Here is a 14098-nt window from a genome sequence, read left to right as displayed (position 1 = left end):
TCATCCGATTCCGAAAAATACTTTGACGGAATCTACCGTTTCGCGGGGCACACGGAAGCTAATGAGGAACAGTAAGAGAACAATCACGTAAATTGGGATTAAATATCGTTTTCGTACAATCGGTAAGTGTCGGGCTAGTTGCTTGAGCCACTTCTCGAGAACATAAATGACGGCAAAGCCGACAACAAGCCAAATCAAAATTTCAAGTCTCGTCTTATCCGTATCAATAAACAAATATCCATAGCGCAAAATGGCGAGCATACCGAAAACGCCTACCATCTGTTCGAGCGGATGTTTCATTTCAGGGTTTAATTTTTCTCGTGTCAATTTCATTTGGTTTCACCTGTTTCAACTAGTTTCGGCTTTGATTATAACAAACAGCAGAGCAGAATGTGTGACTAGACTTATGCTATTATAAGTGAGGAAAAAACGAACAGGAGTGGTCAATCATGAAACAACTATCAACAACGACAGAATATATGGAAGCGAAAGAAGCGAAAAGTATTTTCATGTTCTCGGCAACATGGTGTGGGGATTGCCGTTTCCTCGACCCGTTCATGCCAGAAATCGAACAGAAATTTGAAGACTGGACGTTTTATTACGTCGATCGTGACGAGTTTATGGAACTCGCGCAAGAACTTGATATTTTCGGAATCCCAAGCTTTGTCGCATTTGAAAACGGTAAAGAAATCGATCGGTACGTTGGTCGTGAACGTAAAACACCAGAACAGGTCGAAGCCTTTTTGAACGGATTAGGGTGACCTTTATGGAACGGAATGAATTGAGACGCTATTTAGAGGCGAATTTTAAAGAAGATTATCGCACATCTTACGACCGTGAGAATGAGGTGTTGCGCGTCGAACGAAAGTCAGACCGCTTCGGTGTGAATATTCGTCTCGCGCCGATTGTCGCAAAAGCGAAAACGCGAGGCAAAGTGGCTGTCGATGAAGTAATCGAGTACATCGAGTCGGCAATGAAGGCAGATGATGATATTTCACTCGCCGGAAAGTTAGATGCGATCTATCCAGTCATTCGTTCGAACTCGTTTGCTAAAACGACGAAAAGCGGTGAACCGCTTATTTTTACTCCTCATACGGCGGAAACGGCCATCTTTTATGCATTAGATCGTGGAAATGGTTATCGTTTAATCGAGGAAAAACATGTATCAGGTGAGCTGAACCTTGAGACGATTGAGCGCATCGCTCGTGAGAATGTCAAAAAACTCCCGACCGAGATGAAGCAAGATGAGGTTGCCGGAAACCCGTTTTACTTTTTGTCGACGCGAGACGGCTATGAGGCGTCGCGTATCCTAAATGATGACTTTCTTCGAATGATGGAGCGCCGAGTCGAAGGGGACATGCTCGTCGGTGTTCCGCATCAGGATGTCATGATTATCGCTGATATCCGAAACGACCAAGGCTATGATGCGATGCAACAATTGATGTTTGATTTCTTTACGAATGGTCGTGTCCCGGTGACTGCACTCGCCTTTCATTATGAGGCAGGGCAACTTGAACCGATTTTTATTGTCGGAAAAAAGACCCCGCCATCGAACACATAATCTGATAAAATAAGTGAGATGAGTTTGAAAGAAGGGACGTAGGAACGTATGCAAATGAATGTGTTTTATAACCAAGAAGGAATCGGCGATGTACTCATGGTGTTATTAAAAGAGGGAGAACGTCACCATCAATCTGTAGAGCGGACAGGTGACGTGGCCATCGTCAAGTCTGAAGACGGAAGCGTCAACGGATACAACTTGTTCCAAGCAAGTGAGCACTTTGACGTCACAGGTTGGAATGGACCAGTTGATTTGACAACAGAATTGGTTGAACAGATTCGAACTGTTTTGAAAAAACATGGAATTGAAGAAGACTTCTCATGGGTAGATGTGACACCGAAGTTTGTCGTTGGGTATGTCGAAAGTGCGGAAAAACATCCGGATGCTGACAAGTTGTCGGTTTGCCAAGTTCAAATCGACCAAGGCACAGTTCAAATCGTGTGTGGCGCACCAAACGTGGCAACGGGACAAAAGGTAGTCGTAGCAAAACCAGGAGCGGTTATGCCGACCGGTTTGATTATTCGTCCGTCCGCACTTCGTGGGGAGAGCTCGCATGGAATGATTTGTTCGGCGCGTGAATTAAATCTTCCGAATGCCCCGCAAGAAAAAGGAATTTTAGTATTAGATAACGAATATGAAGTAGGTACAGCATTTGAAATCGGTCGCTAAACTCGACCGATTTTTTGTTAAATATGGATTGAGTGAAAAAGCGAGGAATCAAGTATGGATGCATATGAACGTTCACTGAAACAACAAGCAGATCGAATCAAGCGAGAGCTTTCAAGAGAAGGACAGACGGTCTCACCACCCCCGAAGGTAGATATCACAGATGAATTCATCCCGACTGATGTCCCTTCACCGATTTACGGATATGCTCGTCCAAAACCGAAGATTGCACTACCGGTCGAGCATTCTCCTGAAACGAGAGAACCGTTCGAAATGAGCACAGAGCCTGAAGTGGTCTTGACAGAAGAGTCACTTCAAGAGGATGAGAACGAATCGAGCCCTATTCCTGAAGTAGAGGACGAACATGTCGAAGAAATTTCCGAGGAAACAATCGAAGAAGAAAAATCAATTCTTGGTCAGGTTTCGATTCTAGATAACGGTTTTTCGTCCGTCTTTATGCAATCGACGGATCTCTCCGGATCGAAAAAAGAAGAAGTCGTGGAAGTTCATCAACATGCAGCGCCAGGTGAAGATTTAGACATCGATGGGTCTGTAGAACAAATCGGGGAATCGATTGAGCAGATTGCAGAAAAATTACAAACGCCATCTGAACAACAAGAATTACCGGTTGACACCGATTTGACACCGGCTGTTCACGTTTCGTTTAAAGCCGATCAACCGCCCGTAAACGTGATGATGACGCCAAAAGATCGCATGGCGATGTACCGTAGCCGACGACTTGCACAAAAAAACAATAATCTGTAATAGCACGACTCAGTGAGTTTTGCTATAATGACAAAGGTTTGTCGCATTTTGACGAGCCGCAATGAATTAGGGGGGCTATTTACAGATGAACCGTTATCACTTCGTCGGAATTAAAGGAACGGGCATGAGTCCTTTAGCTCAAATTTTATTTGATATGAATAATGAGGTCCGTGGATCGGACGTTGAAAAAGCATTTTTTACAGAAGAAGCATTGAAACGCAAAGGGATTGAAATTTTGCCATTCGACCCTGAAAATATTTCTGAAGATCAAATCGTCGTACAAGGAAACGCGTTCAGCGACGATCATCCAGAAATCGTACGCGCGCGTGAACTTGGATTAACGATTTATAAGTACTATGAGTTTTTAGGTGAGCTCGCAAACCATTACACAAGTGTCGCCATTACGGGGTCACACGGTAAAACATCGACAACTGGGTTGCTTGCACATGTCATGCGTGGAATCGAGCCGACATCATTCTTGATTGGTGATGGGACAGGTGAAGGTGTCGCTGATTCGAAGAACTTTGTCTTCGAGGCTTGCGAATATAAGCGTCACTTCTTATATTACCGACCAGACTATGCCATCATGACGAATATCGACTTCGACCATTCAGACTATTTCTCTGGTCTAGACGATGTCATCGATGCGTTCCAGGAGATGGCGAAGCAAGTGAAGAAAGGTATCATTGCCTGTGGCGATGATGAAAACCTTCAGCACATTCAAGCGAACGTTCCACTCGTCTATTATGGATTCGGAACGCATAACGATTTTCGTGCGGAAAACGTTACGTCGACAGAAAACGGAACGACGTTTGACGTCTTCTTACGTGACGATTTCTATGGAACATTCCGCATTCCTGGATACGGCGACCATAGCGTGTTGAACGCTCTTGCTGTAATCGCTACGTGTGATTATGAGAACTTACCAAAAGAGTTGGTAAAAGAACGTCTTGCATCATTTAACGGGGTGAAGCGTCGTTTTAGTGAATCAACGCTTAACAATCAAGTACTCGTTGACGATTATGCACACCATCCACGTGAGATTAGTGCAACGGTCGAAGCGGCTCGGAAGAAGTATGGAGAGCGGGAAGTTGTTGCGATTTTCCAACCGCATACGTACACACGTCTAAAATCATTCATGGATGACTTTGCAACGGCATTGGCTGAAGCAGACACGGTCTATCTTTGTGATATTTTCGGTTCAGCACGTGAACAAGAAGGGACTGTCACAATCGAGGACCTTCAGTCACGAATCGACGGTGCACATATTTTGAAACGTGGTGGGACGAGTGTCTTACGTAACCATGACAAGGCAGTACTTTTGTTCATGGGTGCGGGGGATATCCAAACGTATCAACGTGAATATGAAGAAATCGTAAAACTTGAAGCATAAGACAGGGGAGGGACGAATGTCTCTCCTTTTTTATGTTTAGCGATCCAAAATCTCGGTAATAGTAGTATCGATGAATAAGACAAAGGAGATGTTTGGAATGGCTAGTCAAGGTGCACTCAATACGTTAAATAAGGAAGTCGCAAACTATGGTCTATTGTTTGTGAAACTTCATAATTACCACTGGTATATTAGTGGTCCTCACTTCTTTACGTATCATGAGAAACTCGAAGAGCTCTATAACTTAGTGGCGGAACTCTACGATGACGTGGCAGAGAGACTTCTCATGAACGACGGGGAACCGTTCGCGACGATGAAAGAGTACTTGGAACACTCGACGCTAAATGAAGGCGATCGTCATGCGGAAACGGATCAAATGATTAAAGATATTATCAACGACTTCAAACAAATTCGCCAAGAAATGCAAGATGCGATGGAAAACTTCGAAGACGGGGATGAGGCAATTGAAGATACGTTCGTCTCTCATATCGAGCGACTCGAGAAAGAGATTTGGATGATGTCTGCCGCACTCGGCAAAAAAACAAAATTATAAACATAAAAATGGTGCGCCTGATGAAGGCACACCATTTTTATGTTATTTCAAGTTTTCTGGATTAAGTGGTTGCAATGAATCGATGACGAAACGTCCGTCTTTTCGGATGAGTTGATCGTCAAACCAGATCTCACCACCGCCGTAATCCGGGCGTTGGATGTTGACGAGGTCCCAATGGACAGATGAGTTGTTGCCATTATAAGCATCATCATACGCTTGACCTGGCGTGAAGTGGAAGCTACCGTCAATTTTCTCATCGAAGAGGATATCTTTCATCGGATGCTGGATGTATGGGTTCACACCGATCGCGAACTCACCGACATATCGAGCCCCTTCATCTGTGTTGAACACTTCATTGATCCGCTCTGTATCATTGGCCGTCGCGTCCACGATCTTACCGTCTTTGAACGTCAACTTCACATTTTCGAACGTAAACCCTTGGTATGGAGATGGTGTGTTATACGTGATCACACCATTGACCGAATCTTTTACCGGTGCCGTGAACACTTCCCCGTCTGGGATGTTCATTTGACCAGAGCACTTGATCGCCGGAATATCTTTGATTGAGAACGAGAGGTCCGTTCCTGGACCTTTCAATGTGACACGGTCCGTCTTGTTCATCAGTTCGACCAATGCGTCCATCGCACGGTCCATTTTGCCGTAGTCGAGTGTACATACGTTGAAGTAAAAGTCTTCGAACGCTTCTGTCGATTTACCTGCGAGTTGTGCCATTGATGGAGAAGGGTAACGAAGTACGACCCATTTCGTCCCTTTGACACGGTCCTCTGTATGCATTTTGCCGAGTGTGGCGCCGACGAGTTTTTGTTGCTCACTCGGGACGTCAGAGAGTTCGTTGATGTTATCACCGGCACGTAACCCGATGTACGCATCCATTGCCTGCATCTGTTTCCGTTCGATGTCGGCCATGAGTTCGAGTTGTTCACGGCTTGCGCCTGTGTACAATTTTCGTAAAATCCGGCTTTCTTTTAGTAAGACGAACGGATGACCACCTGCCTCATATGCTTTCTCAACGAGTGCCTCGACGAGCGATTCCTCTACACCAAAATTCTCGATCAGGACGTTTTCCCCCGGTTGTAACTTGACGGAATAATTGATTAAACCGTCTGCTAATTGTGTAATTCTTGGATCTCTCACACGACCACCCCTAATTATTTTTATGAATTTCTATTTTAGTGTAATCGAAAACATAAAAACGGGTAAAGGAATAATCAGACCGAATGGCGAAAACGGTTGTAGCAAATCTTTTCAGTCATAATGGTGCTATAATGAAACAAGAAACGATTGAATAGGAGGAATGGATTGAATGGAGATCACATTAGGAGGCATCGCTGGCCTGATTGCGGCCCTCGCGTTTGTCGTACTCGTCATCTTCTTGGCACGTGTCTTATCGAATGTAAACCGTACACTCGGTAGCGTCGCCAATACGACAGAAAACTTAGAACGCCAGCTCGACGGAATCACAATGGAAGTGACGGCGCTCTTACATAAGACGAACCGTCTCGTCGACAATGTGGAAGAAAAGACAGAGTTGCTCGCACCTGTTGCCCATGCACTCGATGAATTAGGAACTTCACTGAACGAGGTAACCGAATCGGTCCGTACCGTCTCGACTTCTGTCCACTCGGCAGCTGACGAAAACAAAGAACAGATTGCTCAAGCGGTTCGATGGGGATCGGTCGCGGTAGAATTGTTCAAGAAAAACAAACCAGAATCATCAACTACGAAAGAACGTCCACGTCGTCGTACACGACGCGAAAAGAAAGAGGAAACACCTGTATCGCCCGACATGATTAACACGGACGATACAATCAAATAACGATACATCGGGGAGGAACTCACACATGACAGACCAAAAGCAACCAACAGAACAGAATCAATCAAGCAGTGGATTTTTGACGGGTGTCATTCTCGGAGGGATTGTCGGAGCGGCTGTCGCATTGTTGACATCACCGAAAAGCGGACGTGAAGTGCGAACGTACCTAGACGAAAAGACATCTACATCGCGTGAACGATTGACTGTCAAATCGAAAGAAATGCGTGAGAAGGCAGAACCAGTCGTCGGTGAATGGATTAAAGTGGCGAGCGATAAAGCGGCACCGGTCCTCAATATCGTAAAAGATAAGGCGCGTGAAGCGGCCGAATTGAAACAACAGATGGACGAGGATGACCTCTCGATTGAAGAGGCGATGGAGAAAGCCGATCAACTCGTCGCGGAAGCGGAATCTGAAGTGAAAGAACAGATGGACCGTGCGGCTGAAGAAGAGACGATGGACTCATCGCTTGAGTCTGAGTCAGACGATTCACTCGAAGCACCTGTCAATGAGATGCTCGATGATGAATCGAAAGAAGAACTCGATGAGTTGAAGAAAGACCTTAAGAAAGAAGAGTAATACAGAAGGACCGAATACGTTCGGTCCTTTTTTTGGTGATTTTGTGACGTAGAAGGTTTCCTTATGACAAAGTGCACAAAGTTCGATATAATTAGGTTTCTGGAAAGAACGGCTTAAGAATGTGAGGGAAACGAATGAGTCCACAAGATCAATTGAATCGATTACGTCGAGAAATGGATGAATTGAACCATGAAATGCTCGACTTGCTGAGTCGGCGTGGTGCACTTGCCGTCGAAATTGGAAAAATCAAACGTCTTCAAGGCGTCGAACGATACGATCCGGTCCGGGAACGAGAGATGCTCGATTTCATCGCAGCTTCGAATCAAGGACCGTTCGAAACGTCACGTCTTCAACATATTTTTAAAGAAGTATTTAAAGCGTCTGCTGAACTTCAAGGCGAAGACCGGGATAAGACGTTACTTGTTTCACGTAAACGTCAACCGGAAGATACGTTGGTCCATGTGAAGGACGTGACGATTGGGAACGGGCGACCGCAGCTTATTGCGGGACCTTGTGCCGTCGAATCGTTCGAACAAGTGAACGCGGTCGCAGAGAAGCTAGCCTTGTCGGGTGTGAAAGTGATGCGAGGCGGAGCATACAAGCCACGTACATCACCATATGACTTCCAAGGATTAGGATTTGAAGGATTGAAATTGTTGAAGGCAGCAGCGGACCGTCATGATTTACGCGTCATCACGGAAATCATGACCCCGGGTGCCGTAGAGTCGGCATTGCCATATGTCGATATCATTCAAGTCGGTGCCCGGAATATGCAAAACTTTGATTTGTTGAAAGAAGTCGGTAAGACAGACAAGCCGGTCTTGTTGAAGCGTGGATTATCCGCTACAATCGAAGAGTTCATTTATGCGGCAGAGTACATCATGGCGAGTGGGAACAGCCAAGTCATCTTGTGCGAGCGAGGAATTCGGACCTATGAGCGTGCGACACGCAATACGTTAGATATCACGGCGGTGCCGATTTTGAAGCAAGAGACGCATTTACCGGTTATGGTAGACGTCACCCATTCGACAGGTCGTCGTGACTTGTTGTTGCCGGCTGCGAAAGCAGCGCTTGCCATCGGGGCGGACGGTGTCATGGTCGAGGTGCACCCGAATCCTGCCATCGCATTATCGGATGCGCAACAACAATTGGACTTCGATCAATTCGATCAATTTGTGGAAGGACTAACGGTCCAGTTTCCCCAACTTGATTTGGTGAAAAAGTAAGCTTTCCAAATGGAAACGTTTTATATCGCATGAAGACAGGGTAAATGGATGACAGATACCTGTCTTCCTTTTTTAAGACGTTTTATGAAAACTTTTTGAAAATCAGGACTTGTAGGAGGAGTAGTTTATGAATAGTAATAACGTAACGATTTACGATGTCGCACGAGAAGCCGGGGTGTCTATGGCGACCGTCTCTCGTGTCGTCAACGGAAACCCGAACGTCAAACCGACGACACGTAAGAAAGTACAAGATGCGATTGATCGCCTTGGTTATCGTCCGAACGCCGTCGCGCGTGGACTAGCAAGCAAGAAAACGACAACGGTCGGTGTCATCGTACCGGATATCTCGAACATTTTCTTCGCTGACTTAGCGCGAGGGATTGAAGATGTAGCGACGATGTACAAATACAACATCATCCTTGGAAACTCGGATTCAAGTCGTGACAAAGAAGTGCATTTACTGAATACGCTGTTAGGAAAACAAGTGGACGGCATCATCTTTATGGGTGGACGTTTGCATGAGGATCTCGTCGAAGAGTTTAAAAAATCGCCGGTTCCAATCGTTCTCGCAGCGACGTTGAACCAAGGATATGATCTCCCGGCCGTCAACATCGATTATGAACAAGCGGCTTATGACGCGACACAGATGTTGATCAACCACGGACATGACCGTGTTGGATTTATCACGGGACCACTCGAGCAACAGATTAATGGCGAGAAGAAATTCGCGGGATATCGTCGTGCCCTTGAAGATGCAGGTCTTCCATTCCACGACAACGATATGATTCTTGGGAATTACACGTACGCATCAGGTCTCGAAGCGATGCAAAAAATGTTGCAACGAGATGATTGCCCGAAAGCCATCTTTGCTGGGACAGATGAGATGGCCCTCGGTGTCATCCACGCGATTCAAGATGCTGGCTATTCAGTTCCGAACGACTTTGAAGTCGTCGGTCACGATAATACGCGTCTCGCGACGATGATTCGTCCGAAATTGACGACAGTCGTTCAACCGATGTACGACATCGGAGCCGTCGCGATGCGTCTCTTGACGAAAATCTTGAACGCGGAAGAAATTGAAGAGAAAAACGTCGTTCTTCCTCACCGAATCGAACGTCGTGACTCCCTTCGCCAAGACTAAAAGAAAGCCTCCCCATCCGTCACAACATGTGTGGAAGGGGAGGCTTATTTTTATAGGTAAATTGATTTTCGATCATTTGAGATGAATGGCCAGAAGGCACGCTTCGTGACTTCCCAATTCTTTTCTTCGATTTGTTGACGTCGCGGGATATGGTCAAACGAATATAGAGAGTCGTCCCACCGAGTAGGCAACGGTTGACCAGCGATACCTGACCACTTCTCAATCCACTCGCGCGGAATATCTCCAGAGTAGGGTGCCTCTCTCGTCAGACCGGCCCATACTTGTGCCCATGCGCGCGGTACGGCACGGTACCAATCATAGCCGCCACCACCGAGCGCGACGAGGCGACCTTCTGTATATTCATCGGCTAGGCGTGAGGCAATCTGCGGAATTTGTTCGAATGTCCGAATTGACGACGCCAAATGGGTGAGCGGATCAAAGACATGGGCATCGGCACCATTTTGGGTCAGAATGATATCGGGTTTGAACCATTCGCACGCCTCTCGTAAAACCGTTTCATAGCATTTCAAGAACGAATCATCTTGGGTGAACGCATCGACCGGTACGTTCCAACTGTAGCCATATCCTTTGCCGTTCCCCCGTTCTGTCACCATTCCGGTACCGGGGAAGAGGTAACGTCCCGTCTCGTGAATCGATAGTGTCATCACGTCATCATCGTCATAGAAGAGCCACTGGACGCCGTCTCCATGATGCGCATCGGTATCGACATAAAGGACGCGAGACCCGTATTGTTTCCTGACATGTGCAATCGCGACGGCTGCGTCGTTGTATACACAAAATCCTGATGCTTTGCGTCGCATACCATGATGTAACCCGCCTCCGACGTGAAAGGCCCGCTCTGCTTTCCCGCTCGCCACGAGATCGAGCGCATGAATCGTCCCGCCGACAAGACGGGCCGCGCCCTCATGAATGCTCGGAAAAATGGGTGTGTCTTCCGTGCCAAGACCAAACTTATTTGCTTTCAATGTAGAGAGTTCTCCTGCTGCCGCAGCTTGGACGGCTTCGATGTAGTCGAGGTCATGAACGAGCGCTAACTCATCCACCGAAGCGAGTGGAGGGGGCACGCATTCCGATTTGGAAAGTTTTCCGGCTGCAATCAGAAGGGATGTCGTCAATTCCAGTCGTAACGGATTGAACGGATGATCCTCATGAAAGCGATAAGACGTCTCGTCTTCGCCAAATATGTAAATCGGTCTCATCGCGACATCTCCGGACCGAGTACATCATAACCTTCACGTTTCAAGCGTTCGATGATTCGGAGTGGGTTCATCGTCTGGACACGGAATGAGATGATACGTTTATACGGATCGCTCGTCGGATGAACGAAGACATTGATGATATTGACGTTCGTTTTGGCGAGGAGTCGGGTCACTTTTTCGAGTGTGCCGGTCGTATTTTCGACGAGAATCTCGATTTGCGAACTCGGTTCGAGTGCGCCGGTCAATTGTACGAAATAACGCAATAAATCGGTCTCCGTCAACACACCGACGAGTTTCCCTTGTTCGACGATTGGGAGACAGGTTAGTCGGTTTTCATAAAATAACGCAGCTGCATCTTCAAAGAAATCAAAAGGATGCGCGGTCGGTACCTCGGACCGCATGATACTCGATACAGGATTTTGAAAGTCCGCATTTTCACTTTCTGGATGAAAGACGCTCGTCGCGCCACTCATCTCGAATTGCCCGACAATCCCAACGACTTGTCGAGCAGGATTTGTCACAATCAAATGTCGGACACGATGTTCACGCATCAATTTTGCGGCATGGGCAATCGTATTGGTCGGTTGAATCGTCACGACATGTCGATTCATCATTTGTTCGATTAACATGAAATCCCCTCCTTAGTCGTACATAAATCGTCGGCGAAGACGAAGTGAATCAAAATGGTCGATTGATTCTTGGCGCACGTTTTTTCCGATACGAGCCATTAAACAGTTGGCAGGATGGGAGGCAATCTCAGGATCGTCTGTCGGGAAGAAAACAAGTCCACCGTGATTCATCATCTTCTCCATGACTTTGCGATAATCCCAAATCGAGAGTCCGCTACCCTTCAAGTCCCAGTGCCAATAATATTCGGTCGTCAAAATTAAAAAGTCATCCATATGTGGGTCCATCATCGATACTTCGAGTAATTGTTTGCCGATTCGTTGACCACGGAAGCGAGGACTCACCTCGATTGCCCCGAGTTCAAGGATGTATGGGTCGTTTCCTTCACTCCAACGCTCATAAGGGTCGGGGTAGAGGAACGTCACGTATCCAATCACGAGGTCGTCTTGCCTGGCGACGATGATTCTTCCTTCTTTTAACCCAGCAATATCGACGAGTGCCTCGTGCTGATCTTCCGGTTCACGAAAAGCTGTCAATCCTTCATCAAGACGATACGTCCGCAACACGTCAGGTGCCACCGGACCGTCAATCGTGACGTCACCTTGTGAGGTCTGCCACACTTTTGAATGATATTGTTTTTCCATAGGGTCACCACCTTTTCCACCTCTTATTATAGCGCTTTCATCAAGTAGGAATCATCCTGTTTTGATGAAATTGGAAATTCATTGATTTGTCATAATTTTAACACTATACTGAAAGTGGTTATACCAATCTTTACAGGGGAGGCGAATCTTTAACGATGGAAAAATTGAAAGCGTTAACAGGGGAACATCAATTAGCGTCGTATGAAGAGGCTTGTCAGTCGTTTGAATGGACACAAGCAGAAGCTTTATTTTCTTGGAACTTGACGGGGAAAGTCAATTTGGCGTACGAAGCAATCGATCGCCATGCAGAAAGTGAATTGGCGACAAAAGTGGCATTGCTCTATTTCGATGGGGATCGGGAAGAGCGCTACACGTATGCAGATATGAAGCAAGAAAGTAATCGTTCTGGTAATGTTCTGAAGTCGATTGGTGTGGAGAAAGGCGACCGCGTCTTTATCTTTATGCCACGTCAGCCAGAACTTTATTTTATTTTACTCGGTGCCATCAAACTCGGTGCAATCGTAGGGCCGTTATTTGAGGCGTTCATGGAACAGGCGGTACATGATCGATTGCTCGACTCTGAAGCAAAAGTGATCGTGACGACGAAAGAACTGTTACCACGTGTACCGGTCGACCAGTTGCCACACCTTGAGACGATTTTACTCGTCGGTGACGATGTCGAAGAGTCGGGGAAAGTGCTCGACTATCGCAAACTGGCGAACGATGCGACGACAGATCTTGAATTGACATGGGTCGACCGAGAAGACGGTCTGATTTTACACTATACATCAGGTTCGACAGGGAAGCCAAAAGGGGTTCTCCACGTTCATAACGCCATGATTCAACATATGATGACAGGTAAATGGGTGCTCGACCTTCAGCCAGACGATATCTATTGGTGCACCGCTGACCCAGGCTGGGTGACAGGGACAAGCTATGGTATTTTTGCACCGTTCTTGAACGGGGCGACGAACGTTATCGTCGGGGGACGATTCAATCCAGAATTTTGGTATTCGGTCATTGAACGATTCAGTGTGACGGTCTGGTATAGTGCACCGACGGCGTTCCGCATGCTCATGGGTGCGGGGGATGAGGCGTTTGAAAAGTATGATTTGTCGTCATTGCGTCATATTTTATCGGTCGGTGAGCCGTTGAACCCTGAAGTCATTCGTTGGGGACACGAGGCGTTCGACCTCCGAATCCATGATACGTGGTGGATGACAGAAACGGGTGCGATGATGATTTGTAACTACCCGACGATGGACATCAAACCGGGTTCAATGGGGAAACCGATTCCGGGATGCGAAGCTGCCATTTTAGACGATCGGGGTCAACCACTTCCGCCGCACCGAATGGGGAACTTGGCACTCAAAACGCCTTGGCCTTCGATGATGCGGAAGATTTGGAAGAATGATGCGAAGTATGAGAGCTATTTCTGGGGAGATTGGTACGTATCGGGCGACTCGGCTTACATGGATGAAGACGGATACTTCTGGTTCCAAGGACGTGTGGATGACGTCATCATGACGGCTGGAGAACGCGTCGGACCATTTGAAGTGGAGAGTCGACTCGTGGAACATCCGGCTGTCGCTGAGGCGGGTGTCATCGGGAAACCGGACCCGATCCGAGGCGAAATCATCAAAGCGTTCATCGCGCTTCGAAAAGGCTATGAGCCGTCGGATGAATTGAAACAAGAAATTCAGCAATTCGTCAAAGAAGGATTAGCTGCCCATGCGGCACCACGTGAAATCGAATTCAAAGACAAGCTTCCAAAAACACGAAGTGGTAAGATCATGCGTCGTGTCTTGAAGGCTTGGGAGTTGAACCTCGAGACAGGTGACCTCTCGACGATGGAAGATTGAGATATGAAAAAGGTCGACACGCGATGTGTCGA

General features: G+C 46.9%; 16 protein-coding genes. 11 read left to right on the top strand and 5 right to left on the bottom strand.

The genetic code is table 11. The features are described from left to right. Entirely contained in the window at positions 1–333 is a 333-nt protein-coding gene (locus tag KNO91_RS06680) for a hypothetical protein (protein WP_214787245.1), read from the bottom strand. Positions 334–449: 116 nt separating this feature from the next. Between KNO91_RS06680 and KNO91_RS06675 the strand changes: the two genes are divergently transcribed. The 6 genes from KNO91_RS06675 (at position 450) to KNO91_RS06650 (ending at position 4935) form a co-directional block, all read left to right on the top strand. Then, positions 450–761: a thioredoxin family protein gene (locus KNO91_RS06675; protein ID WP_214795614.1), complete on the top strand. Its 312-nt coding sequence runs from the start codon at positions 450–452 to the stop codon at positions 759–761. Positions 762–766: 5 nt separating this feature from the next. Then, entirely contained in the window at positions 767–1561 is a 795-nt protein-coding gene (locus KNO91_RS06670) for a DUF1444 family protein (protein ID WP_214787249.1), read from the top strand. Between the two features lie 54 nt (positions 1562–1615). Continuing rightward, a complete protein-coding gene (ytpR, locus tag KNO91_RS06665; RefSeq protein ID WP_214795616.1) occupies positions 1616–2230 on the top strand; it encodes a YtpR family tRNA-binding protein in 615 nt (204 codons plus the stop codon). A gap of 54 nt (positions 2231–2284) precedes the next feature. After that, the gene (locus tag KNO91_RS06660; protein WP_214817095.1) at positions 2285–2992 is read left to right on the top strand and encodes a hypothetical protein; all 708 of its coding nucleotides are present in this window, start codon (positions 2285–2287) and stop codon (positions 2990–2992) included. Between the two features lie 85 nt (positions 2993–3077). Continuing rightward, entirely contained in the window at positions 3078–4385 is a 1308-nt protein-coding gene (murC, locus tag KNO91_RS06655) for a UDP-N-acetylmuramate--L-alanine ligase (protein WP_214746404.1), read from the top strand. 97 nt (positions 4386–4482) lie between these two features. Further along, a complete protein-coding gene (locus tag KNO91_RS06650; protein WP_214787254.1) occupies positions 4483–4935 on the top strand; it encodes a Dps family protein in 453 nt (150 codons plus the stop codon). Between the two features lie 42 nt (positions 4936–4977). Here KNO91_RS06650 and KNO91_RS06645 read toward each other — a convergent pair whose 3' ends face one another. Next, positions 4978–6090 (bottom strand): aminopeptidase, encoded by a 1113-nt coding sequence (locus KNO91_RS06645; RefSeq protein ID WP_214787255.1) that lies wholly within the window; start codon positions 6088–6090, stop codon positions 4978–4980. A gap of 169 nt (positions 6091–6259) precedes the next feature. Between KNO91_RS06645 and KNO91_RS06640 the strand changes: the two genes are divergently transcribed. The 4 genes from KNO91_RS06640 (at position 6260) to ccpA (ending at position 9713) form a co-directional block, all read left to right on the top strand. Continuing rightward, complete coding sequence (locus KNO91_RS06640) at positions 6260–6772, top strand: DUF948 domain-containing protein (protein ID WP_074033455.1); 513 nt, start codon at positions 6260–6262, stop codon at positions 6770–6772. A 25-nt stretch (positions 6773–6797) separates the two neighbouring features. Continuing rightward, positions 6798–7346 (top strand): YtxH domain-containing protein, encoded by a 549-nt coding sequence (locus KNO91_RS06635; protein WP_214787257.1) that lies wholly within the window; start codon positions 6798–6800, stop codon positions 7344–7346. A gap of 134 nt (positions 7347–7480) precedes the next feature. Next, entirely contained in the window at positions 7481–8572 is a 1092-nt protein-coding gene (locus KNO91_RS06630; protein WP_214817093.1) for a bifunctional 3-deoxy-7-phosphoheptulonate synthase/chorismate mutase, read from the top strand. 127 nt (positions 8573–8699) lie between these two features. Continuing rightward, entirely contained in the window at positions 8700–9713 is a 1014-nt protein-coding gene (gene ccpA, locus KNO91_RS06625; protein ID WP_074033452.1) for a catabolite control protein A, read from the top strand. 50 nt (positions 9714–9763) lie between these two features. Here ccpA and KNO91_RS06620 read toward each other — a convergent pair whose 3' ends face one another. Genes KNO91_RS06620 through KNO91_RS06610 form a run of 3 tightly spaced genes read right to left on the bottom strand, consistent with a single transcriptional unit; the run spans position 9764 to position 12204 of the window. Further along, the gene (locus tag KNO91_RS06620) at positions 9764–10933 is read right to left on the bottom strand and encodes an acetoin utilization protein AcuC (protein WP_214817091.1); all 1170 of its coding nucleotides are present in this window, start codon (positions 10931–10933) and stop codon (positions 9764–9766) included. After that, complete coding sequence (locus tag KNO91_RS06615; RefSeq protein ID WP_012726747.1) at positions 10930–11562, bottom strand: acetoin utilization AcuB family protein; 633 nt, start codon at positions 11560–11562, stop codon at positions 10930–10932. The genes KNO91_RS06620 and KNO91_RS06615 overlap by 4 nt, the downstream gene beginning before the upstream one ends. Before the next feature lie 12 nt (positions 11563–11574). Beyond that, positions 11575–12204, bottom strand: a complete 630-nt coding sequence (locus KNO91_RS06610; protein WP_078147204.1) for a GNAT family N-acetyltransferase — start codon at positions 12202–12204, stop codon at positions 11575–11577. A gap of 155 nt (positions 12205–12359) precedes the next feature. Between KNO91_RS06610 and acsA the strand changes: the two genes are divergently transcribed. Beyond that, the gene (gene acsA / locus KNO91_RS06605; RefSeq protein WP_214817088.1) at positions 12360–14066 is read left to right on the top strand and encodes an acetate--CoA ligase; all 1707 of its coding nucleotides are present in this window, start codon (positions 12360–12362) and stop codon (positions 14064–14066) included. The last annotated feature ends 32 nt before the right edge of the window (positions 14067–14098 follow it).

Origin of the sequence: Exiguobacterium sp. s59, from assembly GCF_018617475.1 — a bacterium.
GTDB lineage: Bacteria > Bacillota > Bacilli > Exiguobacteriales > Exiguobacteriaceae > Exiguobacterium > Exiguobacterium aestuarii.
This window is presented reverse-complemented; position numbering and strand designations above follow the sequence as displayed.

Bases quoted from the DNA above. Each gene is read 5' to 3' on its own strand.
- KNO91_RS06680 (WP_214787245.1), bottom strand. From the start codon at position 333: ATGAAATTGACACGAGAAAAATTAAACCCTGAAATGAAACATCCGCTC.
- KNO91_RS06675 (WP_214795614.1), top strand. From the start codon at position 450: ATGAAACAACTATCAACAACGACAGAATATATGGAAGCGAAAGAAGCG.
- KNO91_RS06670 (WP_214787249.1), top strand. From the start codon at position 767: ATGGAACGGAATGAATTGAGACGCTATTTAGAGGCGAATTTTAAAGAA.
- ytpR (WP_214795616.1), top strand. From the start codon at position 1,616: ATGAATGTGTTTTATAACCAAGAAGGAATCGGCGATGTACTCATGGTG.
- KNO91_RS06660 (WP_214817095.1), top strand. From the start codon at position 2,285: ATGGATGCATATGAACGTTCACTGAAACAACAAGCAGATCGAATCAAG.
- murC (WP_214746404.1), top strand. From the start codon at position 3,078: ATGAACCGTTATCACTTCGTCGGAATTAAAGGAACGGGCATGAGTCCT.
- KNO91_RS06650 (WP_214787254.1), top strand. From the start codon at position 4,483: ATGGCTAGTCAAGGTGCACTCAATACGTTAAATAAGGAAGTCGCAAAC.
- KNO91_RS06640 (WP_074033455.1), top strand. From the start codon at position 6,260: ATGGAGATCACATTAGGAGGCATCGCTGGCCTGATTGCGGCCCTCGCG.
- KNO91_RS06635 (WP_214787257.1), top strand. From the start codon at position 6,798: ATGACAGACCAAAAGCAACCAACAGAACAGAATCAATCAAGCAGTGGA.
- KNO91_RS06630 (WP_214817093.1), top strand. From the start codon at position 7,481: ATGAGTCCACAAGATCAATTGAATCGATTACGTCGAGAAATGGATGAA.
- ccpA (WP_074033452.1), top strand. From the start codon at position 8,700: ATGAATAGTAATAACGTAACGATTTACGATGTCGCACGAGAAGCCGGG.
- KNO91_RS06620 (WP_214817091.1), bottom strand. From the start codon at position 10,933: ATGAGACCGATTTACATATTTGGCGAAGACGAGACGTCTTATCGCTTT.
- KNO91_RS06615 (WP_012726747.1), bottom strand. From the start codon at position 11,562: ATGTTAATCGAACAAATGATGAATCGACATGTCGTGACGATTCAACCG.
- KNO91_RS06610 (WP_078147204.1), bottom strand. From the start codon at position 12,204: ATGGAAAAACAATATCATTCAAAAGTGTGGCAGACCTCACAAGGTGAC.
- acsA (WP_214817088.1), top strand. From the start codon at position 12,360: ATGGAAAAATTGAAAGCGTTAACAGGGGAACATCAATTAGCGTCGTAT.